Here is a 23460-nt window from a genome sequence, read left to right as displayed (position 1 = left end):
TGCAGCTCATGAACGACACCGCTCAAGAACCGACACTTGCAGAAAAAGTTGCCTCGTACCCCTTTTGGTACCATCGCGTTGAACTGCCAGGCGGCGTCACAACTCCGGGGTGGGCGCCTCTCAATGCCAAGCTATATGGAATTCCCGCCGATCTAACCGGCAAGCGTGTGTTAGATGTCGGCGCTTGGGATGGATATTGGACGTTTGAAGCGATCAAACGCGGCGCCACAGAAGTTGTCGCGATTGATGATTTTTCGGACTACCTGGGAACGCTGAATTCGTCCGATAGAAAGGCATGGGAGACATTCGATCTTTGCCGCGAGGCATTTGGGTATGACTCGCAGAAGTGCCATCGCGAGGAAATCTCCGTCTACGATGTCACCGAGGCCCGCTTTGGCCGGTTTGACGTCGTCTTCTGCTTTGGGGTGATTTATCACCTGCGGCATCCATTACTCGCGCTCGATCGTTTGGCCGCTGTGTGCAATGAAGAAATATTCCTTGAATCGGCAATTCTGGATGACTTCAGCCCTTATCGCGGTGGAATTGGCAAAGGGTATTCGAACAATGACGTGGTAATGGAGTTCTACCCCGGCAACGAATATGGAAACAACACCACCAATTGGTGGTGTCCAACATTGAGTTGCTTGGCCGCCCTGTTGAACGCGGCCGGTTTTAATAACGTCCGCACCTGGAAGTTAGTCGGGGCGCCAAAGCGGCTGCCCGATTGTCGAGGTTTTGCTAACGGAAAACGCTAAGCCGAGAATGCGGCGCGCAGCAAGGGAATGTTCTGGAGCGAGATGCACGTGAAGCGATCGGTCGCAAATACCACACAGCCGCGGCGGCGACCGGTTTCCTGACCGCTATGCATCGTGGGATATAGAAATTGCCATTTCGGCGGCAGTAGCGAATTGATCAGAGACTCAGCCAGGCGGCGATCGGGGCCATAGTCGTCAAAGCCATAGCCTGAGTCATCTGGCACCTCGAAGTCGTCGACCATCACGATCGAGCGTTTCCAGTGCTTAAGAATGATTCGAACCTCTTCGGCGAGTGGCAATTTCTCTTCCCAGTGAGCATCGAGATAGAAAAATACATTTGTCTTGGGAAAGCTATTTCGCGCTGCCAGTTCCGTGAGCCCGGCAACGGAGTCAACATTGTTCACCTGAACTTGCCGGTATGCCGCCAAGCGAACTGCAGCCTGAGTTGCCCGTTCGCGCGAACTCTCAAACGACTGGATCGCTGGGATCTTCGTCTTGGCCAGGTATTCAGTAGTCGATCCTGTGTAAGTGCCCGTTTCCACGGCTCCCGCAAAGGTAAATGCTCGCTCCAACTCTTCAAAAATTGCGAGCCGGCCTGATTGCCCATTGAATGCGCCGCCAAAGGGATTGTTAGCAGCCTGGTTAGCGTTGAACTCGTTCATCGCAACTCGCAAACGCGTTTAGCAATTGAGTGGAACTGCAGCGGAGAGGACCAGCAAAGCCTGTCAACTAATGGCTTTGCAACATGGGTCTGGTAGCCTTGCGACTTCAAGTTGAATCGGTATGCTTCACGCAATCATTTCGACAAGGCGCGTCCCGCATCAATAGGTACACGTCGATTGCAATGAACATTCTGGGAACGCGGATCGCTCATTCAATGAACTACGTCGCCGTCAGCCGCAATGCTCGCTTAGTATACTGGGCGACGATTCCGTGACACTACGCAAATTGCATCTAGGCGGAAAAATAAGACACTCCGATTGGGAGGTTTTCGCTCGAGTTCCTGCTCCGCATGTCGACCATGTCGGCGATCCGCTAGACCTTTCCAGGTTCTCATCGCATGAGTTCAGCGAAATCTACTTCGCCGACTTATTCGAGCACTTCGACTATGCAGCCGAAGCACCTCAGGTTTTGCGCGAATGCCACCGAATTCTTATTCCCGGCGGCAAGGTCTACATTTCAGTGCCCGATCTGGACGTGCTGGCGAGGATTTTCGTAGCAAGAGACAAGCTGACTTTCCAAGAACGCTTTCTTTTAATGCGAATGATGTTTGGGGGCCAAGTCGACAACCAAGATTACCATCTGGCCGGCTGGACCTCTGAATTCTTGGAGAAGTACTTGCGCTCCGCTAGCTTTGTGAACATCCAAAGGCATCCCACATTTGGTCTATTTCGAGATGCCAGTGAAGTGAGATTTCGCGGGCAGTTAATCAGCCTGAATGTCACGGCCGAGGCAATGCCAATCGCAACAAGCAAGCAACTTTGGATATTTGGGGACAGCCATAGCGAATACACGTTTGGAGGTTTCCCCGGGGTACGGATTCAGCGCATGGATTCGGTAACCATGCACCGTATCGGTCGCGACGGACTCGATGTCTCCAGCCACGCGATTGCGCCCGGTGATCGTGTTTTGTGGTGCTACGGCGAGGTTGACTGCCGCTGTCACGTAGCGCGACAGTGCGAGGCTGGGCGTGGCGAAGAAGAAATCCTCACTACCCTCGTGACCAATTACCTGAATGCACTTCAGCGCAATGCGGATCATTTTCCGCGCGTGCAGTTTGGAGTGGTCAGCGTCATACCGCCGGCCAGAGTTGAATTGTCTCGGCAAGATTCGACCCTACCATTTGTGGGAGACAATTCTGCACGCAGCAGATTTACGCAGACATTGAATCGAATGCTGCGCGAAATGTGTGCGCAACGATCGTTTCTATATATAGACGTTTGGGCGCTATTCGCCGATGCCGAGGGCATGCTGAATTATGCTCTCTCCGACGGTCAGGTTCACGCCGGCGACAACTCTAGTGCGCTCGACTTGCTACACAGGACATTTTTTATCGGCAGTGAATGTCTACTTGCAGATCGTCGCCCGTTATCGGCATGAATATCCTTGCGCCAATGCATCCACCGCCGATCTGATCCACGAACTTGTGTAAGGTTCTCGGGTTCAGCGCCAACCCAAGGCGAGCCGGACCGAATCACTGTTGCGGATCAGAATGCCGCCAGGCTTGAGCGCCGGCGCGAGTTGTTGTTGGGCGTAGGCGAGGAAGAGTTACCCATTTATCGGGCCGTCGACCACCAGCGGAGTGGTGAGGCCCGTCGCGCGCAGTCCGCCGACAAAGGTCGTGTCTTCCAATGTCCATGCGGCACGTGAGCCACCAAGCGGTGGCCACGCCACGCACGGCCGAACCGCCGCGCCATCTTCGTGTCGGCTCCGGTTTCATCGAGAAACACCAACCGGCGATAATCGAGCGAGGCCCGCCAGAAGCACCAACACGTGCGGCGATCAACGACATCGGGCCGCTGCTGCTCCGTTGCATGCTTTGGCGCGGTGTGAGTTGGCCCGTCTCTGCACGCAGTTGCCGCAAATCTCGAACGCACTTCGTTGAGATCCGATACTTCTCCGCAATCCCCTGCGCCGTCACCTTCTTGAATCATGTCAAGTTGAAGTCGTTGCACATTGGCCGTACCCGCGTAACATCGCGGCATGACTACGACTGGATTCCGCCGACGGCTTCTGCTCCGCATCGAAAATCGGGGGCAATATTGGCCCTGTAAGACCAATTCGAGTACAAGATTACATCGGATAGAAACATCCGAAAACGCCCCAACCACAGAGGCTCTTCGGGAAAGTGACTGGTGTTTGAGGTGTCTGATCCGCTCTATTCAAAACCCAGTTTTGCTTGGGAATGAATCTGAGCAACAGCTTCTCATCTCAGTCGACACCGATGGCCGTCCATAGTGGATCCTGGTAATGCATGCCCCACTCACGACCGTAGTGGGCAAACGCCACTTGTGGTGTGTTGCCCATCAACTCTGCCAAGGTTTCGATCGTGCATCCTGAACCGTTGTTCCAATATCCCGAGAGAAGGCGATGAGCGAATGTATGGCGACACGTGTAGCAAGAAAAGGCCTTGCGGAGCGGATCAACATCCCAGCCAAGAGCTCGCTTAATCTTCAAGAACCTCGCCACGCCGGTTACTTTCTTCCACACGTTGCCCTGAGCGTTCGGGAACAGAATTGCTTCCGGCTCTGCCGTTTTTAGTCTGTTAGTCAGCAGTTTCGAAACGGCCGAATTGATTGGGATTTTTCGGGTCTTCCTTGTTTTGGACGAGTACACTCGCCAAAGCATTCCGCCGCTCTGGACTTCGACATTCCGAACTCGCAGTCCCGCGAGTTCGCAAAACGGCCGAAGCCCGGTGTGCAGAGCTGCGAACAAAAAGTCTCGAAAAGGCTTGTCGGTCGCACCATACATGACCTGCTCGTCAGCAGGGCTGAGCGAATGCAAACGTGGCCGTGGACCAGGCTTTGAAAAGCCCTGTAACGGATTGGGAATACCGTAGCTTTCCCGCGCGAATTCAAACGCCGCGATTACCGTGGTGATGTTGTTGCGACGAGTCACAGGCGAGCGCCAAGTCGTGTGTGACTCAAGCCAGTGTTCCAGATGAGCTTTCTGCAATTCGATAACCGACAGAGCGCCACAATAACTTGCCAGATCGTTCAGAATGCGGCGCGCGCGATCGCGGTGTTCGGCGCAAATATGGTTGCCAAGAAATCGCTCTGCGCAGTACTCGATGTATTCGGAACAGATCTTTCCCACTAGCAAAACTTCTGACTGTTCAATTGACCTTTCCGATGCGGGTTTCCAATCCGATTTTGCTTTTAATCGGGCTAAAGCCAGATCTGCTGCTTGCTTGTTGGACTTCCCCTTGATTCGCCGGCCTGACGAGTCAAGCAGGGCTTCACGGCGCTTTGTGCCAGGCGAAGTGAAATACCAGCCGTCTGTCTGCTGCCAGTGCCACGCGGAACCGTGCGCTCGGCGACGTGTTTGTTTTTGGGTCGTCTTATTTCCTTCCTTGTTAGCGGTCATGTATCCACCTTCCTTCGAAGCTTGACCGCCAATGGCTTCTGGCTGCTCGTTCCCGTAGGTTGTTCGCCAATAGCAGCCCACAACGGAGCCTGATAATGCTGGCCCCATTCTCGGCCGTAGTGATCAAACGCCACTTTCGGAGTATCGCCAATCAGCTCCGCAACCGTCTCGATCGAACAACCCAAGCCGTTTGTCCAATAGCCAGAAAGCATGCGATGCACGAAGGTGTGGCGGCAGCTATAGCACGTGTACTTTCCTCGCACCGGGTCGCCGTACCAGCCTAGCTTCTTTCGCAGATTCAAAAAGCGAACGACGCCGGCAGTTCGTTGCCAAGGATTCCCCTTAGTGTTCCGAAAAAGTGGCCGGCCGGAGCCGGCAGGCGCATCCTTGATTAGCTGCAGGACCAGTTTGGCGACCTCAGGCCGCACGGGAATCTTGCGAGTCTTCTTCGTTTTGCTGGAGTACACTCGCCACATCATGCCCCGCGGCGTCTGTTCAACGTGTTCTGCTTTCACTTGGGCGAGTTCGCAAAAGGGCCTGAGGCCCGTGTGCAATGCGGCAAACAGGAAGTTGCGAAACTGCGGTTCGAGGTTCGCGTAAATAATCTGCTCGTCAGCGGGGCTGATCGACTGCAGGCGAGGTTTCGGCGTCGGCTTCTTAAGGCCCTTCAGTGGATTGGCGACGCCAAACATTTCTTCGGCCCGATTGAAGGCTGCCAGAACTATGGACAACACGCCTCGATGGGTTTCCGTACTGCGCCAAGACGAGTGCGTTTCAATCCAAGTCGTGATGTGCCCTTTCTTCAGCTGCGAAAGAGGCAAGGCGCCGCAGTACGCACAAAGGTCGTTGAGCCATGACTTAGTACTGCGTAAGTGCCCGGCCGTGGTAGTCCCTTTGGGAACTCCCCGTTCGCAATACTGGATGTAGTCGGAACAGACGCGGGCAACAATCCATTCCGCTTCGGGAGTGAAGCCTGGGCCGTTATCTGCGATCCCCACCTTGATCTTGGCCAAAGCCTGTTCGGCTGCGAGTTTCTTAGCCAGGCCTTTGATCCGCTCGCCATGCTCGTCGAACAGAGCCATTCGCTTCTTTGTGCCAGGCAACGTGTAGTACCAAGCATCCGTCTGCTTCCAGTGCCAGACGGAACCGTGCTGCTGTCGCCGCACCTTTCGCTTTCGCCCCATAGTCTGTCCTTCCTTTCTGCTTAATTGACCGCAGGTTCTTCGGCCGCGATATTGCTCGCTGGCCGAAGGCGTCACCCATTCCACTCGATACTTTATGCGTTTACTACACAGACTAGCTACACTGATCATTGCCGCCGCCACCATGGATGCGGCATTTTCCGCCGATAACACCGGCGATTCTACGAAAACGGGCCGTGTACCTAATATAGTGCTTATACTTGCGGATGACCTCGGCTATGGCGATCTGGGCTGCTACGGCCATCCGCTGATCAAGACGCCGAATCTCGATGCCTTTGCCAGGCAGGGTGTGCAGCTGACGCAGTGTTACGCGGCGAGCGGCGTGTGCAGCCCTTCGCGGTCGGCGATTCTTACCGGTCGCACGCCCTATCGAAACGGCGTGTTCACCTGGATTCCCGAGAACCGCGAGATCCATCTGCGGACCAGCGAGCTCACGCTGCCGAAGCTGCTGAAGGAAGTCGGTTACGAAACTTGCCACGTCGGCAAGTGGCATCTCAATTCGCACTTCAATCAACCCACGCAGCCGCAGCCGAACGACCACGGCTATGACTACTGGTTGGCGACTCAAAACAATGCGGCGCCAAGTCACGAGAACCCCACGAACTTCGTTCGCAACGGCAAGCCGGTGGGAAAGATCGAGGGTTATTCGTCGCACATCATCGTCGACGAAGCCGCGTTGTGGCTCAAGGAAAAGCGAAACAAAGACAAGCCGTTTCTGCTCTGCGTCTGGGCGCACGAACCGCACTATCCCATCAAGGCCGCGGCGGAATATAAGGCGCAGTATCCCGACCTCACCGACGAAATGCAGAAAGAGCACCACGCCAATGTCACGCAACTCGACGCGGCGTTCGGCAAACTGCTGAAGACGCTCGACGACCTCAAATTGACGGACGAGACGTTCGTGATGTTCACTTCCGATAACGGCCCCGAAGGGGACGGCGTGAAAACTCCCGGTCGCGGTTCGACCGGCGGATTGCGTGGCCGCAAGCGAGCCGTTTACGAAGGTGGCATTCGCGTGCCGGGGATCGTCCGCTTGCCGAAAGACATGAAGGGGGTTGAGGCCACAGCTGGAACCAAAAGCAGCGTGCCGGTGATCGGCTCCGACATTTTCGTCACTGCCGCGAAACTGGCCGGCGCGAAGTTGCCGACCGATCGCGTGCTCGATGGCGGTGATTTTTTGCCGGCGCTCGAACAGAAACCGGTCAAGCGCGATCGGCCGCTCTACTGGCGGTGCGTGATCGCGCCGACGCCGATGAAAACCGCCATGCGGATCGGCGATTGGAAAATCGTGGCCAACGAGCCGCTGACGAAGTTCGAACTTTACAACTTGAGTGAGGATTCAAAGGAAGAGAATGATCTCGCGAGTAAGGAGCCTGCGAAGTTTGCCGAAATGCAGGCCGAGTTGAAAAAGCTCAACGCCGAAATCGAAGCCGAAGGGCCGACTTGGTGGAAGACCTATCAGAACGAAGGGCAAAACAAAAAGCAGCCCGCCAAGAGAACCGAGGACTAATCGTCGTTGTTCTTTTTCTTGCCGCCCTTCTTACCTTCACCGTCATTGTTGAATGGCAGGTTCTTGGCATTCGTTTTGGGGAGCAGCGCGGCGAGTTCCTTTTTCTTCGCGGCGTGTTCCGGCAGCTTCGCCAGGTTGGTGTACTCCAGCGGATCCTGCGCGCTGTGGTACAGCTCTTCGTCGCCGTTCTCATACTGGATGTACCGCCAGTCAGCCGTGCGCACCGTGTGATTCTTGAAACCGTGCGTAGTGATGGCGGGTTCATCCCAAGTCGCGGCGGGGTTCTTCAATAGCGGGTCGATCGACTTGCCATCGAGATGCGACGGCAGCGGCACGCCGGTGAGCGAGCAGACGGTGGGATAGATGCAGCTGTAATCAACGACGCGGTCGCAGACGCTCGGCTTGGTCACGCCCGGGACCTTCCAGACGAATACCGTGCGCGTCGGTTCTTCCCACAGCGCGAACTTGCGCCAGTGCGACTTCTCGCCGAGGCTCCAGCCGTGGTCGCTCCAGAGGACGACGATGGTGTTGTCGCGGTTCGGCGATTTATCGAGCGCATCGAGCAAGCGGCCGACCTGTGAATCGCAAAACGCGATCGTGGCGAGATAGGCTTGCACGGCTTCCTTCCAGCGGCCCGATTCGACGATCTTCGCATGATCACCGTTCGGGCCAGCCATCTTCACGCCGGCGGGCGGCACGTCGGAAAGATCATCGGTACGATGCGGCGGGAGTTCGATGGAGTCGAGCGGGAACTGGTCGTACCATTTCTTCGGCACGCTGAAGGGCATGTGCGGCTTGACCAAACCGACCGCGAGGAAGAACGGCTTGTCGTGCTTCTTGTTGAGTTGCTCGATGCCGTAGCTCACCACGCCATAGTCCGGCATCTCTTCATCGGTTTCCTTGACGGGATAAAACTGAATGCCGCCGACGCCGGTGTCTTTGGCATCGGGGTGCGTGGTGGGATTGCCTTTGCCGGGGAAGTAGTCATCCCAGTGGCCACCGCGATCGCCGGCGCCGTGATAGATCTTTCCGGCTCCAAACACGCTGTAACCATTCTTAGCGAGGTGGGAGTTGAGGAGGATGTCTTCCGTGATGCCCGGCCGCCAATTTTGACCATTCACATAACAGCCCGTGGTGCTCGGTCGTTGTCCCGACATTAGCGCAGCGCGCGAAGGATTGCAGGCCGGCGCGAGGCAATACGATTTGGTGAACGCCACGCCCTGACCGGCGAGGCGATCGATGTTCGGCGTCTTCGTCTGCTTGTTGCGGCCGAGATGGCCCACCCAATGATTGAGATCATCGATCGCGATGAACAGTACGTTCGGCCGATCAGCAGCGGCGACCGAGTGGGCAGCGCTGAGAACTAATAGTAATGCCAGCGGGAGCAGATTTCGCAGCGTTCCAATTCGCATCGTCGCATTTCCTGGGGAGAGCCGATTGCGATCGCTCGACCGCGATCTCGTTTCAATCGGCGCATCATAGCAAGCAAATCCCTTGCCGGTATTTCGCCCCGTCGCAACCGATTGCAATCTCGACTCTCGCGGCCAACAATGAGCCTCGCAAAACCATTTCTAATCCGCGCGAGTGACCGATGAATTCGATTTTTTCCGACCGTCGCAGCTGGTTGCAGTCAGCAGGCTTACTGGGCCTAGGTGCGGTCACGGCTAGTCCGTCATATCTGCTGGCCGAAGACGCAAGAGTGACGGTGCCGAAGACGCTCCGTTACTGCCTCAACATGAGCACGATCCGCGGACAGCAACTGAGCGTGCCCGATCAGGTTGATCTCGCGGCGAAGGCCGGTTACGACTCGATCGAACCCTGGATGGGCGATCTGCGGAAGTATGAAATGGCCGGCGGCAGCCTGAAGGACCTTGCCAAGCGGATCACCGATCATGGCTTGAAGGTCGACAGCGCCATCGGCTTTGCCGAGTGGATTGTCGATGACGATGCCAAGCGGGCCAAGGGACTCGAAGCGGCGAAGTCCGACATGGAACTGATCCACAATATCGGCGGCACGCACATCGCTGCTCCGCCAGCGGGCGCAACGAAGCAGACCGATCTCGACCTGCTCAAAGCGGCTGAGCGCTACGCAGCGCTCCTCAAGCTCGGTGTTGCGATGGCGGTCATTCCGCAGATCGAGGTCTGGGGCTTCTCGACGGTTCTCAGCAAGCTGGGCGAAACGATGCTCGTCGCCGTCGAGAGCAAGCATCCCGCCGCGACGATCCTGGCCGACGTCTATCATCTGCACAAGGGTGGCAGTGAGTTTCATGGGCTCGGTTTGATTGCCGGCTCGGCCATGCATTGCTTTCACATGAACGATTACCCGGCTGATCCGCCGCGGGCGACGATTGCCGATAAGGACCGCGTTTATCCCGGCGATGGCGTGGCGCCGCTCACCTCGATCTTGAAAACGCTGTTTGCCAACGGCTTTGCGGGCACGCTTTCGCTCGAGCTCTTTAATCCCGAGTACTGGAAGCAAGACGCGCTGCTCGTCGCGCGTACAGGCCTCGAAAAAATGAAGGCTGCCGTGGCGAAGTGCTAAGGATTGCGATTCGCGCTAGTTCTTCGCCGTCAACGATTTCGCCGGCTGTGACTTTTTCTCCAGCGGCGTTTGCGAAGGGCCGGCGCGACGAATCGTGCTGATCACCTGTTGTTTCCATACCAGGCCGTCGAGCACCAGCACTTCATCGGGCTTGCCGGCAGGATAGATCGCGAGGACCGGAATTTGTTTCCGGCCGAGGCGTTTCAGTTCTTCTTCCAGGTCCGGATTGGCTGAAGTCCAATCGGCCTTCATGGCGACGACGTTGTTCTCGTCGATCAATTGTTTGACGTCGGCGCGTTCGATGGCCCACTTCAGATTCACTTTGCAGTTGGCACACCAATCGGCGGTGAAGTCGACAAGCACGGTGCGGTTGGCTTGTTCTTGCTGCGTGATGTTCGCAATGCTGAAGTTCTGCCATTCGATTCGCGCTTCCGGCGGCGGCGGACCGAAGAAATTGAACGCCACCACGCCGATGATTCCCGCGGCAGCGCCGCCGGTGATCCAGGCATTCAGTTGCTTGCCGACGGGTTCATACAGCGGCACCTTGCCAACCCACCAGCAAGCCAGCGACACGCCGAGCAACAGCGTGAGCACGGCGATCTTCCATTCGTCCTCGATCGCCGAGAAGAAGAAGACCGCGGCGCCCATGATGACGAAGCCCATCACTTGCTTGAACGTTTCCATCCAATCGCCGGGCTTCGGCAACAGCTTGTTGATGCCCGGCACGAACGGCAGAGCGAGAAACGGCGACGCCATGCCGAGGCCGACGAAGAAAAAGACCAGCAACGTATAAATCGGCGGCAAGCCGATCGTGGCGTTCAGCGCGACCCCCAATAACGGCCCACTGCAAGAGATGCCAAGGATGGTCGTGAACAAGCCTTTGTAAAATGCGCCGGCGAGACCTTCCTTCTGCTGCAGATTGTGCGAGCCTTCGGCGAAACCGGGGACGGGAATTTCCCAGACGCTGAAGAGGCTGAGCCCCATCGCAAACGTGACGGTCAAAATCGTGATGCGAAACCAGAGGTAACTCAAGTGCTGGCCCCAAGCGAGACCAAGCGTGATCGAGAGCACCGCAAGGAGCATGAAGATCACCATCAACCCCGCCGTGTAAGCCAGATTGATTGCGATCATGCGGCCTTTGCTTTCGCCCCCTTGCTTGGCGAACGAGAGCAATTTCAAACCGAGCACCGGCAACACGCAGGGCATGAAGTTCAAAAAGAAACCGCCAGCGAGCGCGACGAGAATGAGCAGCGGTAGCGGCAAGGGCGCTGTGTTGGCAGCAACCGAACTACGGTTTTGCCCGGCGTTGAAGAGCTGCGCTTGCTCGCTGACGTTCTTGTAGGAAGTGGAGACAAACGACAACAGCGCCGGCGCGCTCTCCGCTTTTTCAGCAATCTTCAAATTGACTTGAAAGGTCGCGCCTTGCGGCGGCTGGCAATTGGTTCCCGAGCAGGTTTGAAAACCAAGGAAGCCGCCGAGTTCAACTTCGCCGGACTTTGCGCTGGCGGGAACTTCAATCTCGCTGGTCCAGCTGACTTCACCCTCGTGATATGGCAAATCCGATTCGGCTCCGTGCGGCGGCACTGCCTTCGATGACGGTTGAGGTTCGCCGACAGCGAGATCGCCTTTGCGCGAAACGACGATCAAGGTCGGCTGGTTGGTCGACTTGCCCACCTGATTCTGCAATTCATACACATGCCATTTCGGCTCGGCTTTGGCAGTGATGATCAGCTTGGCCTTGCTCCCGGGCGTGACCACGCCGGGCTCGAGGCGGCCGCTGATGGTGACGTTGCTACCCTGCTGATGAAACACGCCGGCCGTTTGCGGTGGCTCGTCGTAGCTCACGAACTTCGCCGTGGCCTTGATCGTCTTGGGAATGCAGCCCCCCGTGCCGTGGCAGATCTGGCCGTTGTAGGTGAGCGCGATTTCGAGCGATTCCGGCTTCACGCCGGCCGTCAGTTCGATCGGCGCGGTCCAGACCACTTTGTCTTCGAACGTTTCCTCGGTCAGCGGCTTGCCCGCGTCGTCGGTGAAAGCGGTCGAGGGTTCTTTGTGCGGATCGCGATCGGGGGTGAAGGGGCCGGTCAGGCGAACATCGACGGAATCGGCGACCTTGATCGTCGACGCCTGTGGTCCGCCGGAAGGCTGCGTCGTTGAAAAGGTGTGCCACTCGGGCGAGATCGTGGCTTCGACCACCAGGCGGCCCTTCGCCGAATCCTTGGTGACGTAAAACTTCGCCGCGATGTCGAGTTCGCCCGCCGGCGCTGCTCCTGCGCCAAAATCGAAGTTGAATTTCTTACCGCCGAATTTCGATCCCTCCTGCGCGGCAACCGTCACGGCACAAGCCACGAGCAGGACCAGGGAAATCGTCGACCGCATAAAAATCCTCGTCGGGAAAGGCTGCAACAGGTGGGCTGCGAACGGGCAGTTCCTTTATTAGGCTCGTTTCGGCCAAACAGGTCAACAGCAGGCACTCTGCCGCAGCGCATTACGCGTTCTATGAAGACGAGCAAACCGCCCAAATTACTAGCATGCGATACCGAATTCGTAGCTGCTGAATTCTCTGGCAAGCGATGCCCAGGCTCAGGGCATCACCTTCTTCAAATCGGCTTGCAATCGCACGCTCGCAAACTTGTAACAATTCGCCAACTCTCAAAGGCGCAACGAGTTGCGGGCGATCGCATCTGCCTCCGGCACGGCGAGATCTGACCTGGCGCGGAAGTTGATTAAGGAATGCAAAACATTGCAACGTCCTATCGCCGCGGAACTGCTTCGTGCCTCTCTTGCTCTTGTATCTGGCCCTCGCTGCAGATCCTGCGATCACCGGATCGGCCAATCAGGCCCGTTCCGAAAACTTCGAAGTCTACGGCGCTTCGGCCACTCAAGATGCCCGGCAAGTGGCGCTACTGTGCGAACGCTGGCGCGACAAGCTGCAAACCTATTGGCTGCAGAAGCCGCGAGATGCCTGGACGCCCCGTTGCCAGGTTGTGGTGCATTCGACGAAGCAAAGTTATCTGGCCGCTGTCGGTCGCGGTGGCGAAATGACTCGCGGTTCGAGTTGGATCGAATTCAAAGAAAAGGCCGTTTCCAAACGGAAGATCGACTTGCTCGGCGTCGAAGATCTCGGCCTGACCGCCCTGGCGCACGAGATGACACACGTCATTTTCGCCGACCTGTTTCAAGGTCGTCAGCCGCCGCGGTGGGCCGATGAAGGAGCCGCGATGCTAGCCGATACTTTTGAGAAGCAGCAGTTGCATCAGCGCGATTTGGAAAAAGCGGTTGCCAGTCGTTACGACTTTCGCGTCAGTGAACTCTTCGCGCTCGAGCAATATCCGGCGCAACATCGCGTGCCTGGCTTTTACGGCCAAAGCGTTTCAGTCGCCGCATTTCTGGCACGGCGGGATGATCCCGCGCGATTCGTAAAGTTCATCGAGCGCGTGCTCGACCACGGTCACGATCGCGCACTGCGTGACGTTTATGGCATTCATGACGCGCTGGCCCTCGAGACCGAATGGCGGGCTCATCGCAATGGCGGCCGTGGCTATCACGGCGTCCGTTTAACCCTCGACGCGCGGCAACCGGCGACCGCTCTTGCCGATTAAATGGCAAGTAGCAAAAGCCGCCTTCTTTCTAACGCTTTTGTTAGCACTGCGTTATCGACTTTGTAATATTGTCGCGTTGTCTTTTCGTGGCTGTCGGCCATGATTGTTTGCAGTCGTACATCCAGAGTCACCTGCTCGTGAAGACGTGCGGGATCCCTCGATGTCTTACCGTCTCTGGTCCGTTTAAGAGGTGCTTTATGAAGATGTTCTCTTTCCTTGCTTTGGCTGCTGTGGCTGTGTTGCCCCTGTCTGCCTATGCCGGCAATGGTTGCGCTACTGCTGCACCGGCCGCCGCCTCTCCCGCGGCCGCTGCACCCGCTGTCGCTCAAGCCAACAACGGCTACCGCTCGTTTTCGTACCAGCCTGCCGCCGCCCCTGCGGTTTACAGCAACGGCTACTCCAATAGCTACCGCCGTAGCAATCAACCCATGTGGACGAACGGCGCCAACAAGGCCCTCGGTCGTTACAACTAACTTCCGCTAGCGATGGCTCGCAGCTGAGTCGCTAGTTCGACCATGCCGCCCAATCGCTGAGTTGGATTCTTTCTTAAACCCGCCGCGCACAAGTCGATGAGCGCGACGGGAAAATTCTTCGCTCCGTCGCCAAGTGGCGACACAGGCCGCCCGCTCACTGCCGAGGCGAGCAATGCTGGAGTCGTTTCGCCGGCATGCGGCGAACGACCCGTTAGTAGCCAAACCAGCGTCGCCGTGAGATTAAACACGTCGGTCGCCGCGCCCAACTCTCCCCAGCAGCCGTCGACTTGTTCCGGCGCGATCCAGGCAGGCGTCCCTTCACCCCGCGGCCAGGCCACTGCTTCTTCGTTCAACCGCCGCGCCAGTCCAAAGTCGCTTAGCACGACTCGGCCGTCGTTTCCGCGCAAGATGTTTGCCGGTTTTAGATCGCAATGAATCACTCCCGCTGCGTGCGCAGCAGCCATCGCATCGGCCGCTTGGGCGATCACCTCGAGAGTTGATTTCAACTCGACACGTGATTGCGGATCGATCGGCGTTAGCGGCGGCCCATCGATCCAATCCATCACGATGAACACACTCCCCGCCGGTGTGCGTCCCAAGCCGTGGATGACAATGATGCCCGGATGCCGCAATCCCGCGGCAAGCTTTCCCTCTAGCAGAAACCGCTCGACGGCCGCTGCGTTGTGGACGAAGTGCTTGCGCAAGAACTTTATCGCCACGCGTCGCCCGAGACTGTGCTGCCACGCGACATAGACACGTCCCATCGAACCGGCGCCGATAAACCGTTGCACCAGAAAATCGGCCGATGACAACGGCGCTGCGGCTGCGAGTAAGGAAATGGATGACGCTGTTTCCGTCTGAGTCGGCTGCCAACCAAACTCACGTTGTAGCTCCACTTCCATTTGCAAGATCGCCACGGCTAGCCCCGAAATCGCCCGCTGCTGTTGCAGAAAGTGCTGCGCGCTTGGCTTGTCGCCAAATCGCCAGCGCAGGCGAAATTCTTCGGCGAGGAGTTTGATTTCGAGTTCTGGCGTCAGCAGTTCGCGGAAGCTTGGCTCGTAGTGACTCGCCATTCGCTCCGGCGAGGTTTTCTCTCCCTGCTTCCAAGCGTATTCCATTTGCAGCGCGATCAACTCAAAGAGCACGCGCTGGCAAGTCGCCGCATCGTATTCGGCAGATAGATGCCGTGTTTGCCAATAACTGACGAGTGAGCGCTGCCACTCGCTTTCGAGTTGCAACTCCCAATCAGCGATCACGTCATCGGAAGGATTCATGCGTCGCCTGCCTTCGCCGCGGTGAGCCATTCGCCAGCGCGCTCCAGCCAGCGCCGAACGGTTCGCTCCGCGCAACCAAGTTCCCCGGCAATTTCATCTTGGCGATAGCCCTGCAAACGCAACTGCACGATCTGGCCTGCGACCGGCGGGAGCGCGGCCAGGAGTTGTTCCATCGTTTCGATGGCTTGAGCCACTTCGGCAGGCGAAGGATCGCGCGACAGCGCCACCAGCCAGGGCTGACGTGTTTCTAAGTCATCGGGGGCCGTTTGTTCGCGGGCCACGTCGCGCCGCTGCGCCTGATGACGTTCCGACTGATCGCAAACCTTGGCGAGCGTGATCTTCACGAGCAGTCGCCACAGATCGCCGCTGTGCCTCAGATCAAAACGGTTTTCGCGCGCGGCCAGGAAAAAGCTGCGATACGCCGAGAGGACGATGTCTTCGGGATCCACGCGACTCGCGAGCCGTTGCGAAAGTCGCGACCGGGCCAGCATCGTCAGCCGCACGACATAGCGCTCGAAGAGCTGCGTTTCGGCCAGGGAATCGCCTGCCAGGCAACGGGCAAAGAGCTGGGCCGTTTCCGTGGGAGGCTGAGTTGTCATGGCGACTGCTTAAAAAGTTTTCCGCGGCCGGTTTTAGCTGTCCGGTTTTCGGCCAGCCTCTGGATGTACCAAGAGTGGCCGTTCGTCCGTTTCAGGTTCACCGCTTGGAGGTTTAGCTCATGTCGAGTGTCGTGACCAGCCGTTGCTTCGGCTGCAAATATACCGATTGCGTCGTTGTCTGCCCGGTCGAGTCGTTTTTTGAGGGAGAGCAGATGCTCTTTATCGATCCCGAAATATGCGTCGACTGCGACGCCTGCATTCCGGAATGTCCCGTCGAGGCCATCTATGCCGAAGACGATGTGCCGCCCGAGGAGCACCCGTTCATTGCGCTCAATGCGGAAATGGCGCCGAAGTGTCCGCCGATTGTGAGCAAGAAAGCTCCGCTGGCCGCGGAATAACGCAGTCAGGGCGAATGGTTGACGATTGCGCCCGGCAAAAGCCGAACACCTCGCGCTAACTTTCTGACGTAGCGTCAGCGATCGAGCAACTGTCGGACTTCATCATCGGCAGGCCGAACCAATTCGCCGATCACCTGACCATTTTCCAGCAGCACTAACGTCGGCCAGAGCTTCACGCGAAACGACCGGCCCAGCGGCTTGCCGCGCCCGTCGGCGATGCGCATGTGTTGCACATCCGTGCGATCGGCGAGGACTTGTTGCAGCACCGCATCCCGGGCGCGGCAATGTCCGCACCAATCCGCGCCGAACTCAAGGAGCAGCAAGCCGCTGCTCCGCTCGATTTCGTCGCGAGTTGGTTCTACTTCCCGATAGAGACTGGCAAAGGCCATAGGAACGATCAATGTCCGAATAAAAAAGAAGCTGACTAACAGCTCTTTGTTTTATCAGGTTTCAGCTCTTTCCAAACGGCTTTTGCGCTCTCGTGGTGCAGTCGCACGATTTGCTCTCGTCGCAGGTCAAGCGTTTTAATTTCGCCCGCATAGCTTTTGACATACACGAATGGCAAGCAGACGGCAAAAACCTTGAGGGGCACGCCAGAATCTGGCGGGATCAGGGCCAGGCGGACGAGCTCATCCGCGGGCATCAGAGCTTGGGCTGCGTCCCACAGATACGTCGGCAATTCATACGTCACCTTGAGCAAAGCCACGTAGTCGCCGCAGGCCACGTCCTCGGGAGCGAGTGTCGCGGCAACGGATGTCTCGGAGCTGGTTTCGGTTGTGGTTTTCATGGTGGTACTCCCCTCACGAGTGAGACACGCAGGCGAGGAGAAAGTTCGCCGCCCCCGCAAAGTTTGCCTGATCGTTGCGATGCGAAGGTCAGCACTGCTGTCGCGGCGGCATTCCGCCAAGCCGGGTAAACGACCTTGCGCTCGTTGTCGATAAAACCAGAATTGGCGGCGGGAGTGTTTGTGCCTCAAGGATGTGGGCAGATCCGATGACATTGCGCGCTTGGTTACGGAAGTCCATCACCGCGCTGGCAGTTGCTGGCGCGGTCGGCCTGAACCTGGCCCATGCGCAAGAGCCCGAAGTTCAGCCGCTCGACCCGGAAACGGCAGAGTATTACTTCCTGCCCGACATTCCCTCGGTCGACAATCTCTTCCGCGCTCCGGAGCCGATTGGTTACTACTCGTACGGTTCGAATGTTGGCAGCATCGTCGCGATGCCGGACTTCTATTATCCGGGCACCATCAACACCGTGACGCGCGACATGATCCGCGATCAGCAAGCCCTGAGCTTCAGCGATATCCTGCGCGACATCGGCGGTGCGGTGCAGTCGAGCCAGAACGCGCCGAGCCTGACGGGCGGCATCATGCCCGATCAGTTTTTCCTCCGCGGCTTGGAAGTGTCGCAGTTCAATTTCCGCAAGAATGGTTTTCTCGATCCGACCTACACGCCGCGCGATTTTGCCAACGTCGAGCGAATTGATGTGCTGAAGGGGCCGGCTTCGGCGCTCTATGGCGGTGCGCTGCCATCCGGCACCGTCAACGTCGTGACGAAGACCGCGCTGGCCGATCGTTTTGGTTGGGGCGGCGTGACGCTCGGCAGCGATAGCCTGCAGCGGTATGCGTTTGACGTGAATAGCACGAACGAAGCGGGCGACTTGCTGGTGCGCGTCAACGGTGCTTATCAGAACGGCCAAAGCTTCCGCAACTTTGGTTACAACGAGCGTGAGTTCATTGCTCCGGTCATCACCAAGCTCCTCAGCAGCGATACTGCGCTAACCTGGGAAGGTGAATTTCACCAAGACCTGCGGATGCGCGACAGTGGCACGATTGCCGTGAACGGCAACACGAAGGCTTTCGCGCCGGACGTGTTCTTCGGCTCGCCGACCGACTTCGCCCAGTTCCACGACTATCGCTCGACACTGTCGTTGACGCATCGCTTCAACGAGCAGTGGCAACTTTACGTCGGCGGCACCTCGCTATTTTATGATGCAACCTCGCGCGGCACGACGCCGCAAACCGGATTTACCACGGTGCTGACTCCGCAGGGCTTTTATGCCGGCGCCCCTGGTCTGGGTGGAACGCTCAATCGTACGCAAGAGACGTCGCTGCAGCGCGAGCAGGATCACTCGATCATCGCGAACTTGACCGGCGAGATCGATGGACCATTCCTCACGCACAACTTGTTGCTCGGCACTGAAGCCAATTGGCTGGTGGCGAATCAAAACAGCTCGACTACTTCCATCCCAGGCATTGATCCTGCGCTGACGTTCGATCCCGCGACCGGCGCGCAGCCGTTTCCGGGAGGGACCGTCACTCAGTCGTTCAGTACCAACAACCCCGGCTATTACCAAAACCGGTTTGGTATTTACCTGCAAGATCTTGTGCCTGTGACCGATCGGCTGACGTTTACCGGCGGTGTGCGCTGGGACACGATCGATGTGAAGAACGATCGCCAACTTCTGTTCGGCGGCTTTCCGGTTTTTTCGCCACCGCCGGCGGATGATAACTACAGCCACTTCACGCCGCGGGCCGGTGTGACCTATGACCTCGTGCCCCAGACGATGTCGATCTATGGCGCTTACACGCAGTCGTTCGCGCCGCCGAGTCGCACCATCTATGCACAGGCGCCGCTGCAAGCCGAGACGGGCGAGATGTGGGAAATCGGTTTGAAGACCCTGCTCGACGAAAACCTGATCTTCACGGTCAGCGGCTTTGTGATCGATCGCGACAATGTCGCGGTTCAGATTACCAACTTCAACGTGGTCAACACCGCCGAGCAACAGAGCAAGGGCGTGGAGTTGAATCTCGTCGGCCAATGGAACGAACGGTTCCGGACGGTCTCGAACTACACCTACGCCGATGTCGAACAATCAGGCCCCCCGGGTATCCTGTCGGTCAACGGCCGTGTCCGCGGCGTGCCGTTCGGCAACGGCAATGTTTGGACGCGCTACGATGTCATCCAAGCCCCCGGCGGCGTCCTCGGCCTCGGCTTGGGCTATGTCTACGTCGGCGAACGCCGCGGCGATTACAGCGCGCCCCTCCAACTGCCATCGTACAGTCGTTGGGACGTCGGCGTCTTCGGCCAGTATGGCCGGTGGGATATGACGGCTTACTTCGAGAACATTTTTGACATTCAGTACGCGACCTCTGCGGTCAATCAGTACCAGGTTTATCAGGGAGCCCCGGCGAACTTCCGGTTGATGGTGGGTGCGAATTTCTAACAGTCGCCGCCAGTCAGATTGACCACCCGAAATAGCCACAATAAAGTGTGATATTTAGAGCCAGATATCACACCCGCTTTTTGTCATTAGCCTTTTCGTAGCAATGACTTGCGGAGCAAATCGAATTTTGCATCAGCTGTTATAATCTGGGGGTATGAAAGAGGGGGGAGCTCTTGCGATCCGGCGCGGATTTTGCGCCATGAAACCCGTACCCGACCTTGGCAGGATCGGAGTCTCTTTCTCGCCGCGAATCAATTTCTGGAATTCGCGCCAAGGTTTCGGCAACACTCTTGTCTAATACTCCAGCCCACCAAACGCTGGTGAGTGCCGAGACCAATCCTGCCCTGCCCGCCATGTAACTCTCCGCATGGATGACGCCACCGACAATCAGTTGATCGCAGCCCACCTGCGGGGCGACGATACGGCGTTGCAGCGATTGGTTGATCGTCACCTGCCAGCGGTGTCGGGTTTTTGTTTTCAACTGGCGCTGAAGCGACCGCTGGCGGAGGATCTGACGCAGGAAACTTTCCTGCGAGCGATCCGTTCGCTGAGTTCGTTTCGGGGTGGTTCGGCGTTTCGCACCTGGCTGTTTTCGATCGCCTCGAATCTGGCCAAGAACCGCCTCGCCCGCGACTCGCGCGAAACGGCAGTTGGAAACCAGGTTGATGAATTGACCACGCCGGTAACCGACGCCCCCGATCAGTCCGCGCTGCAATCGGAACTAGCCGAAGAGATCGATGCTGCCTTGGAGGAACTTCCTTTGAACTTGCGTTCGGCCTTGGTGCTGTCGGTCGTGCATGGCATGCCGTCGCCAGCCATTGCGGAAATCGAAGGCGTTGCCGTGAACACCATTTACTGGAGAATCCACGAAGCTCGCAAAATCCTCAAACGGAGGCTGCAACAGTGGACGACCTGAACATTCCCAATATGGATACTCCCGACGATACCGATCCCTTCGTACGGCAATGGTCGCAAGGGAAATCGCTGAACCGCGACGAACTGCAGCACCTGTCGACGGCGATTTGCCGTCAGGCGCGCATCGAAGCAGCCGACGAAAAACCACAACCAGCCCGACGTTCGCGCAGCGCGATCGTCGCCGCCGCGGTGGCAGCTGCATTGAGTATTGCCGCGGTTTATCTGCTGATGTTTCGTCCCAATGCAGTTTCCAACACTAATAACAACGACGCCGAGTTCGCTCAAGCCACAGCCATTCCTGCCGAGCGCCTGCGGCTCCTTGCCAGTGAATCGGGCCGGTTGTTCGATCAGCGCGTCGCCTGGCTGGCCGAACTAAATCAGAACTTGCTCATGGGGCTCGACGAAGAAGCCCACGCCGCCGATCAAAAGCGACAGCAGATTGCCTTGCGTGTGGTGGTCTTCCATCGCAACTCGCGCTCGCAAGCCTGGCAGCCGGTCTTCTCGACCAATGTGGTTACGCGCGAAGAAGAAGTCATCGAAATGCAAAACCCCGCCGATGGCCAAAGCCTGCGGCTGTGGACACACATCCTGCCCGATCAATCCGTCGCGGTCGACACCGATCTCGCCATGAGCGGTCAGGCCGGACCGCATTGGTCGACAACGTCGGTTTTGTCCGGCGGACCAGCGGTGGTCTTCAAGCAGAACGACGGCCCCGGCGAATACCAAGTCTGGCAATCGGCAGCGATCACCTCTGCCGCGGATCCCAAAAACAACGCTGACAAAGGTCTCTAAAAGAGGAATGTCCAGTCATGCCACGTCACGGTTCATTTTGCGGGAAGTTGCTGGGAGCGTTGCTGCTGGCAATGTTCGCCACCCACTTGTCAGCCGCTGAACCGGTGGCAGCCAAGGCAGGGTTGTCTCGCACCGCACCGTGGATCACAGCCTTTGCCGATGAAGAAGTCAAAATCCAATTCAAAGTAACCGTTGCAGCACCCGTCAAAGGCAAACTTCACTGGGGCCTTTCCAGTAGCGAGCGGCTCGGCCTGTTAAAAGGTGAAGTCGCCTACGACGGCGGCGAAACAGTCGAGTTCGGATTTAAGACGCCGACGGTGAATCCTGGAGTGATTTTCTCGACGCGTCTGATCGCTCACTTGTATCGCGACGGCGAACGTGAGCCGGTCGCCAGTTATGAAGAACCACTCCACATTTTTCCGCGTGATCCTTTCCATGATCGCAAAGAGACGCTGAAGAAGCTGCAGATCAAACTTTACGACCCTGCCGGCAAGACGGCGAAGGTTCTCACGGCGGCGGAGTTTCCTTACGAACAGATTTTTAACGTCGCTGCCATCAGCGAACTGCAGGAAGGGATTCTGCTGGTCGGCGAAGGAGTTTCCTTTCGCGAAGAGCGAGCTCTGGACCTGCTCCTACCGGTCGCGCATGACATTCCTGTGTTGTGCCTAGCTCCCACCGCGGGTGAATTTGAATTGCCCAAGCCGGGCGCAAAAAAGTTCAGCATCGCGATGCAGGGAACCAGTTTCATTCACCAACTCGACAAGCAACTTGACGATGAGCAGTGGCTCGACAAACCCGTCGCTACCAAGCAGAGTTTGTCGCTCACTGGCCGCGGCGCCGACATCGCCGTGGAAGTCGCAACAGGCGACGGCTGGAGTTGGTTCGAGCTGCAATTTGCTCCAAAACCGCGAGATAGCCAGACCAGACAGGCCAAGCTGGTCGTCGTGGCTCTTCCGCTCATCGAATACTGGGATGCTGGGCCCACTCCCCGTTTTCTGTTTTCCAAATTGATCGACTGCGTCACACCGAATTCCATTCCCTCTGCAAATACAGGCGTCGTTCCATGAAAAAATTCCTGCTCCTAGTCGCGCTTCTCGCGCTCTGCTCGTGTGCTGGCTGGTTATCAGCCGCCGAAGATGACAACGCGGTTTATCCCGTCGCGATTCTTCCCTTCGAAGAGCGCGGCGCGGGTGTGAAGGATTACGGCGCGCAGGTCTCCGAAGTGCTCTTTGCCCAACTCGTCGCCAATCCCAAGCTGATGATTGTCGACCGCAATGAGCTCAATAAAACTCTTGCCGAACAATCGCTAAGCCTCTCGGGCGCCGTCAAGCCCGACGAAGCCGTGAAGGTCGGTCAGCTGACCGGCGCGAAGCTGCTGATCACCGGCTCGGTGCTGCAAGTGGATAAGAAGATCTACCTGGTCGCCAAAATCATGGGAACGGAAACGACTCGTGTCGCCGGTGCTTCGGTCAACGGCAAGACCAGCGATGAACTCGCGCCGCTGATCGAGAAGCTCGCCGAGCAGATCACGACGGCCGTCGATGAGAAGGCTTCGACCCTCGTCGCCAAGCCGGTGGCGATTGCTGATCGCATCGAAGCCCTCAAGAAGCAACTGGGCACTGCCAAGAAACCCGTCGTGAGAATCGAAATCGCCGAACGCCACGTCGCGGTTGCCACGATCGATCCCGCCGCCGAAACCGAGATCGGCATGATCTGCAAAGCCCTCGGCTTTGAAGTGGTCGACAACAAGGAAGCTGCCGTGGGCGCTGCCGACATCCTGATCACCGGCGAAGGCTTCAGCGAAACCGCGGGCCGCGTCGGCAATCTGGTGAGTGTGCGCGGCCGAGTCGAGATCAAAGCCGTCAATCGCAAGACCGGCAAGGTCCTCGCCATCGACCGCCAAACCAGTCGCGTGATCGACACCACCGAGCAAGTCGCCGGCAAAGCAGCGTTGCAAGAAGCGGCTGCGATCCTCGCCGAACGCATCCTGCCGAAGATCGTGACGCCGGCGAAATAGTTCGCCCCCGTGAGCTAGGACGCTCGCTCGCAGATTCCGCCGGAACAGCACTGAGTACCGCTTGTTCCGG

21 protein-coding genes are annotated in these 23460 nt (G+C 57.7%); 12 read left to right on the top strand and 9 right to left on the bottom strand.

Annotated elements, in window-relative coordinates; all coding sequences use genetic code 11:
* Positions 1-8 precede the first annotated feature (8 nt).
* Positions 9-755, top strand: a complete 747-nt coding sequence (locus tag M9Q49_RS07630; protein ID WP_254508122.1) for a DUF1698 domain-containing protein — start codon at positions 9-11, stop codon at positions 753-755.
* On the opposite strand, the gene M9Q49_RS07625 is transcribed toward M9Q49_RS07630, so the two are convergent.
* Positions 752-1417 carry a hypothetical protein gene (locus M9Q49_RS07625; RefSeq protein ID WP_254508121.1) on the bottom strand — a complete coding sequence of 222 codons (666 nt, stop codon included), beginning with the start codon at positions 1415-1417 and terminating at the stop codon, positions 752-754. The genes M9Q49_RS07630 and M9Q49_RS07625 overlap by 4 nt on opposite strands.
* A gap of 271 nt (positions 1418-1688) precedes the next feature.
* Here M9Q49_RS07625 and M9Q49_RS07620 point away from each other — a divergent pair, with 271 nt between their 5' ends.
* On the top strand, positions 1689-2855 hold the full coding sequence (locus tag M9Q49_RS07620; RefSeq protein ID WP_254508120.1) for a methyltransferase domain-containing protein: 1167 nt from the start codon (positions 1689-1691) through the stop codon (positions 2853-2855).
* Between the two features lie 831 nt (positions 2856-3686).
* On the opposite strand, the gene M9Q49_RS07615 is transcribed toward M9Q49_RS07620, so the two are convergent.
* Together M9Q49_RS07615 and M9Q49_RS07610 are read right to left on the bottom strand one after the other, a co-directional pair.
* Positions 3687-4841, bottom strand: coding sequence for a tyrosine-type recombinase/integrase (locus M9Q49_RS07615; RefSeq protein ID WP_254508119.1), 1155 nt, complete (start codon positions 4839-4841; stop codon positions 3687-3689).
* Complete coding sequence (locus M9Q49_RS07610; RefSeq protein ID WP_254508118.1) at positions 4838-6025, bottom strand: tyrosine-type recombinase/integrase; 1188 nt, start codon at positions 6023-6025, stop codon at positions 4838-4840. Before M9Q49_RS07610 ends, M9Q49_RS07615 begins: the two co-directional genes overlap by 4 nt.
* 208 nt (positions 6026-6233) lie before the next feature.
* Here M9Q49_RS07610 and M9Q49_RS07605 point away from each other — a divergent pair, with 208 nt between their 5' ends.
* Positions 6234-7553 (top strand): sulfatase-like hydrolase/transferase, encoded by a 1320-nt coding sequence (locus M9Q49_RS07605; protein ID WP_254508117.1) that lies wholly within the window; start codon positions 6234-6236, stop codon positions 7551-7553.
* Here M9Q49_RS07605 and M9Q49_RS07600 read toward each other — a convergent pair.
* Complete coding sequence (locus tag M9Q49_RS07600) at positions 7550-8965, bottom strand: sulfatase (RefSeq protein ID WP_254508116.1); 1416 nt, start codon at positions 8963-8965, stop codon at positions 7550-7552. The genes M9Q49_RS07605 and M9Q49_RS07600 overlap by 4 nt on opposite strands.
* 179 nt (positions 8966-9144) lie before the next feature.
* Between M9Q49_RS07600 and M9Q49_RS07595 the strand changes: the two genes are divergently transcribed.
* Positions 9145-10095, top strand: a complete 951-nt coding sequence (locus tag M9Q49_RS07595; RefSeq protein ID WP_254508115.1) for a sugar phosphate isomerase/epimerase family protein — start codon at positions 9145-9147, stop codon at positions 10093-10095.
* Between the two features lie 15 nt (positions 10096-10110).
* Here M9Q49_RS07595 and M9Q49_RS07590 read toward each other — a convergent pair whose 3' ends face one another.
* Positions 10111-12474, bottom strand: a complete 2364-nt coding sequence (locus tag M9Q49_RS07590; RefSeq protein ID WP_254508114.1) for a protein-disulfide reductase DsbD family protein — start codon at positions 12472-12474, stop codon at positions 10111-10113.
* A 395-nt stretch (positions 12475-12869) separates the two neighbouring features.
* On the opposite strand from M9Q49_RS07590, the gene M9Q49_RS07585 reads away from it, so the two are divergent.
* Positions 12870-13697 (top strand): hypothetical protein, encoded by an 828-nt coding sequence (locus M9Q49_RS07585; protein WP_254508113.1) that lies wholly within the window; start codon positions 12870-12872, stop codon positions 13695-13697.
* A gap of 197 nt (positions 13698-13894) precedes the next feature.
* A complete protein-coding gene (locus tag M9Q49_RS07580; protein WP_254508112.1) occupies positions 13895-14170 on the top strand; it encodes a hypothetical protein in 276 nt (91 codons plus the stop codon).
* On the opposite strand, the gene M9Q49_RS07575 is transcribed toward M9Q49_RS07580, so the two are convergent.
* Together M9Q49_RS07575 and M9Q49_RS07570 are read right to left on the bottom strand one after the other, a co-directional pair.
* Entirely contained in the window at positions 14167-15444 is a 1278-nt protein-coding gene (locus M9Q49_RS07575) for a serine/threonine-protein kinase (protein WP_254508111.1), read from the bottom strand. The two genes, M9Q49_RS07580 and M9Q49_RS07575, sit on opposite strands and share 4 nt — an antisense overlap.
* On the bottom strand, positions 15441-16043 hold the full coding sequence (locus M9Q49_RS07570) for a sigma-70 family RNA polymerase sigma factor (RefSeq protein WP_254508110.1): 603 nt from the start codon (positions 16041-16043) through the stop codon (positions 15441-15443). Before M9Q49_RS07570 ends, M9Q49_RS07575 begins: the two co-directional genes overlap by 4 nt.
* A gap of 119 nt (positions 16044-16162) precedes the next feature.
* Here M9Q49_RS07570 and M9Q49_RS07565 point away from each other — a divergent pair, with 119 nt between their 5' ends.
* Positions 16163-16441, top strand: coding sequence for a ferredoxin family protein (locus M9Q49_RS07565; RefSeq protein WP_254508109.1), 279 nt, complete (start codon positions 16163-16165; stop codon positions 16439-16441).
* Positions 16442-16515: 74 nt separating this feature from the next.
* Here M9Q49_RS07565 and M9Q49_RS07560 read toward each other — a convergent pair whose 3' ends face one another.
* Together M9Q49_RS07560 and M9Q49_RS07555 are read right to left on the bottom strand one after the other, a co-directional pair.
* Positions 16516-16830: a thioredoxin family protein gene (locus tag M9Q49_RS07560; protein WP_254508108.1), complete on the bottom strand. Its 315-nt coding sequence runs from the start codon at positions 16828-16830 to the stop codon at positions 16516-16518.
* 35 nt (positions 16831-16865) lie between these two features.
* Complete coding sequence (locus tag M9Q49_RS07555) at positions 16866-17228, bottom strand: hypothetical protein (protein WP_254508107.1); 363 nt, start codon at positions 17226-17228, stop codon at positions 16866-16868.
* A gap of 206 nt (positions 17229-17434) precedes the next feature.
* Here M9Q49_RS07555 and M9Q49_RS07550 point away from each other — a divergent pair, with 206 nt between their 5' ends.
* The 5 genes from M9Q49_RS07550 (at position 17435) to M9Q49_RS07530 (ending at position 23390) form a co-directional block, all read left to right on the top strand.
* On the top strand, positions 17435-19666 hold the full coding sequence (locus M9Q49_RS07550) for a TonB-dependent siderophore receptor (protein WP_254508106.1): 2232 nt from the start codon (positions 17435-17437) through the stop codon (positions 19664-19666).
* A gap of 367 nt (positions 19667-20033) precedes the next feature.
* On the top strand, positions 20034-20582 hold the full coding sequence (locus tag M9Q49_RS07545; protein ID WP_254508105.1) for an RNA polymerase sigma factor: 549 nt from the start codon (positions 20034-20036) through the stop codon (positions 20580-20582).
* Positions 20570-21373: a hypothetical protein gene (locus tag M9Q49_RS07540; RefSeq protein WP_254508104.1), complete on the top strand. Its 804-nt coding sequence runs from the start codon at positions 20570-20572 to the stop codon at positions 21371-21373. Before M9Q49_RS07545 ends, M9Q49_RS07540 begins: the two co-directional genes overlap by 13 nt.
* Before the next feature lie 17 nt (positions 21374-21390).
* Positions 21391-22440, top strand: coding sequence for a hypothetical protein (locus tag M9Q49_RS07535; protein ID WP_254508103.1), 1050 nt, complete (start codon positions 21391-21393; stop codon positions 22438-22440).
* Entirely contained in the window at positions 22437-23390 is a 954-nt protein-coding gene (locus tag M9Q49_RS07530; RefSeq protein ID WP_254508102.1) for a CsgG/HfaB family protein, read from the top strand. Before M9Q49_RS07535 ends, M9Q49_RS07530 begins: the two co-directional genes overlap by 4 nt.
* Positions 23391-23460: the final 70 nt, after the last annotated feature.

Source organism: Anatilimnocola floriformis, assembly GCF_024256385.1.
GTDB lineage: Bacteria > Planctomycetota > Planctomycetia > Pirellulales > Pirellulaceae > Anatilimnocola > Anatilimnocola floriformis.
Note: the sequence above shows the minus strand (reverse complement) of the source record. Positions and strands in the feature narration are given on the sequence as shown.

Bases quoted from the DNA above. Each gene is read 5' to 3' on its own strand.
- M9Q49_RS07630 (WP_254508122.1), top strand. From the start codon at position 9: ATGAACGACACCGCTCAAGAACCGACACTTGCAGAAAAAGTTGCCTCG.
- M9Q49_RS07625 (WP_254508121.1), bottom strand. From the start codon at position 1,417: ATGAACGAGTTCAACGCTAACCAGGCTGCTAACAATCCCTTTGGCGGC.
- M9Q49_RS07615 (WP_254508119.1), bottom strand. From the start codon at position 4,841: ATGACCGCTAACAAGGAAGGAAATAAGACGACCCAAAAACAAACACGT.
- M9Q49_RS07610 (WP_254508118.1), bottom strand. From the start codon at position 6,025: ATGGGGCGAAAGCGAAAGGTGCGGCGACAGCAGCACGGTTCCGTCTGG.
- M9Q49_RS07600 (WP_254508116.1), bottom strand. From the start codon at position 8,965: ATGCGAATTGGAACGCTGCGAAATCTGCTCCCGCTGGCATTACTATTA.
- M9Q49_RS07595 (WP_254508115.1), top strand. From the start codon at position 9,145: ATGAATTCGATTTTTTCCGACCGTCGCAGCTGGTTGCAGTCAGCAGGC.
- M9Q49_RS07590 (WP_254508114.1), bottom strand. From the start codon at position 12,474: ATGCGGTCGACGATTTCCCTGGTCCTGCTCGTGGCTTGTGCCGTGACG.
- M9Q49_RS07580 (WP_254508112.1), top strand. From the start codon at position 13,895: ATGAAGATGTTCTCTTTCCTTGCTTTGGCTGCTGTGGCTGTGTTGCCC.
- M9Q49_RS07575 (WP_254508111.1), bottom strand. From the start codon at position 15,444: ATGAATCCTTCCGATGACGTGATCGCTGATTGGGAGTTGCAACTCGAA.
- M9Q49_RS07570 (WP_254508110.1), bottom strand. From the start codon at position 16,043: ATGACAACTCAGCCTCCCACGGAAACGGCCCAGCTCTTTGCCCGTTGC.
- M9Q49_RS07565 (WP_254508109.1), top strand. From the start codon at position 16,163: ATGTCGAGTGTCGTGACCAGCCGTTGCTTCGGCTGCAAATATACCGAT.
- M9Q49_RS07560 (WP_254508108.1), bottom strand. From the start codon at position 16,830: ATGGCCTTTGCCAGTCTCTATCGGGAAGTAGAACCAACTCGCGACGAA.
- M9Q49_RS07555 (WP_254508107.1), bottom strand. From the start codon at position 17,228: ATGAAAACCACAACCGAAACCAGCTCCGAGACATCCGTTGCCGCGACA.
- M9Q49_RS07550 (WP_254508106.1), top strand. From the start codon at position 17,435: ATGACATTGCGCGCTTGGTTACGGAAGTCCATCACCGCGCTGGCAGTT.
- M9Q49_RS07545 (WP_254508105.1), top strand. From the start codon at position 20,034: ATGGATGACGCCACCGACAATCAGTTGATCGCAGCCCACCTGCGGGGC.
- M9Q49_RS07535 (WP_254508103.1), top strand. From the start codon at position 21,391: ATGCCACGTCACGGTTCATTTTGCGGGAAGTTGCTGGGAGCGTTGCTG.
- M9Q49_RS07530 (WP_254508102.1), top strand. From the start codon at position 22,437: ATGAAAAAATTCCTGCTCCTAGTCGCGCTTCTCGCGCTCTGCTCGTGT.